1 protein-coding gene and 1 pseudogene are annotated in these 1,176 nt (G+C 71.3%); both read right to left on the bottom strand.

All coding sequences use genetic code 11. The annotated features are described in order from the left end of the window. Nucleotides 1-191: 191 nt before the first annotated feature. On the bottom strand, nucleotides 192-575 hold the full coding sequence (locus ACWEBX_RS41150) for an FtsX-like permease family protein (protein WP_451889783.1): 384 nt from the start codon (nucleotides 573-575) through the stop codon (nucleotides 192-194). 506 nt (nucleotides 576-1,081) lie between these two features. Next, nucleotides 1,082-1,176, bottom strand: a pseudogene (locus ACWEBX_RS41145) (aldehyde dehydrogenase family protein); the annotation flags it as partial.

Below are 1,176 nucleotides of genomic sequence, written 5' to 3'. Positions count from 1 at the left end.
GGAATCCCAGCCGCAGGACCACGTCCGCGTCCTTCTGGACCCGGCCGGCCACCCCTTCTGCCTGTGCCTCGACGCGGGATGAACCAGTGAACCGTGGGGGCCTCGATCCGTCAGGTCAACCGCCCCCCGGCGCCGTGCGGTTCGCACCCCCGTGGCTCGGTGGGCGCCGCACGGCGTCGAGGGACCGCCGGTCACTCGGTGCGCAGGGCCGTGGCCGTGCGGACCTTGGCCGCCCATCCCGCCGGGGCCATCGCGCCGATCACGGCGACGAGCACTCCGGCCAGGCCCAGCAGCACCAGTTGCGTGCCGTCGTACACGTCGAGGACCGACGGCGGTAGGCCGGTGCCGGCGGCCTCGCCCATGACCGGCAGGACGTAGTCGTGCAGCGCGAACCCGGCCGGGACCCCGATCAGTCCGCCGACCACGCCGATGCCGGCCACCGAGGCGAGGACGAGACTCACGGTCTGCCGCGGGGACATGCCGAGCGCCTTGCACACGCCGAGGTCGTGGACGCGTTCGCGGGTGTCGAGGACGACGGAGTTGAGCACGCCGAGGCCCGCCACGGAGACCAGCATCAGGGTGAGAAGCGCGGCCATCGCCTCGAGCAGGACGATCATGTTCTCCCCCTCGGGGGCGGATTCGGCGAAGGCGGCGCCGCCCAGCGGCTCGACCACATCGGCGAGCTTCCGCGCGTAATCGGCGGGAGAAACCACCGGCTTGACCTCGATATGGAAGGCCTCCGGTTTCGCCTTGGAGAAGCTCGCCAGGTCCGCGTGGACCCGCATGCCGTCGTCCGACGTGTCGAAGGCCTCGCCGACGATGCGCAGGCTCACCGTCTCCTTCTGGAAGGTGACCCGCACGGACTCGCCGATCTTGGTTCCCGTCCGCTCCAGGAAGTGGGTGGGCACCACGACCTGGCCCCGCCCGGTGATCCAGTGCCCCGCGATCATCTCGTAGCTGCCGGCGCGGGACTCACCCTGGTAAAGGGTGGCCCGGACGGTGCCGGAGATCCCGGCCACCCTGGCGTCGCCCGTCGCCGTGCCGTAGTACGAGGCGGTGCCGGACTGCTTCGCGATCGCGGCACACAGCCGAAGTCGAGGGACTTGGACAGGCGCATCGCGCGGCCGTGGTCCTTCGTCCAGACCGAGGAGGCCAGCGCGTAGTCGACGCCGTTGG

This window comes from Streptomyces sp. NPDC005070, from assembly GCF_053600395.1.
Note: the sequence above shows the minus strand (reverse complement) of the source record. Positions and strands in the feature narration are given on the sequence as shown.

Coding starts and splice junctions, on each gene's coding strand:
- ACWEBX_RS41150 (WP_451889783.1), bottom strand. CDS start 575: ATGCTGGTCTCCGTGGCGGGCCTCGGCGTGCTCAACTCCGTCGTCCTC.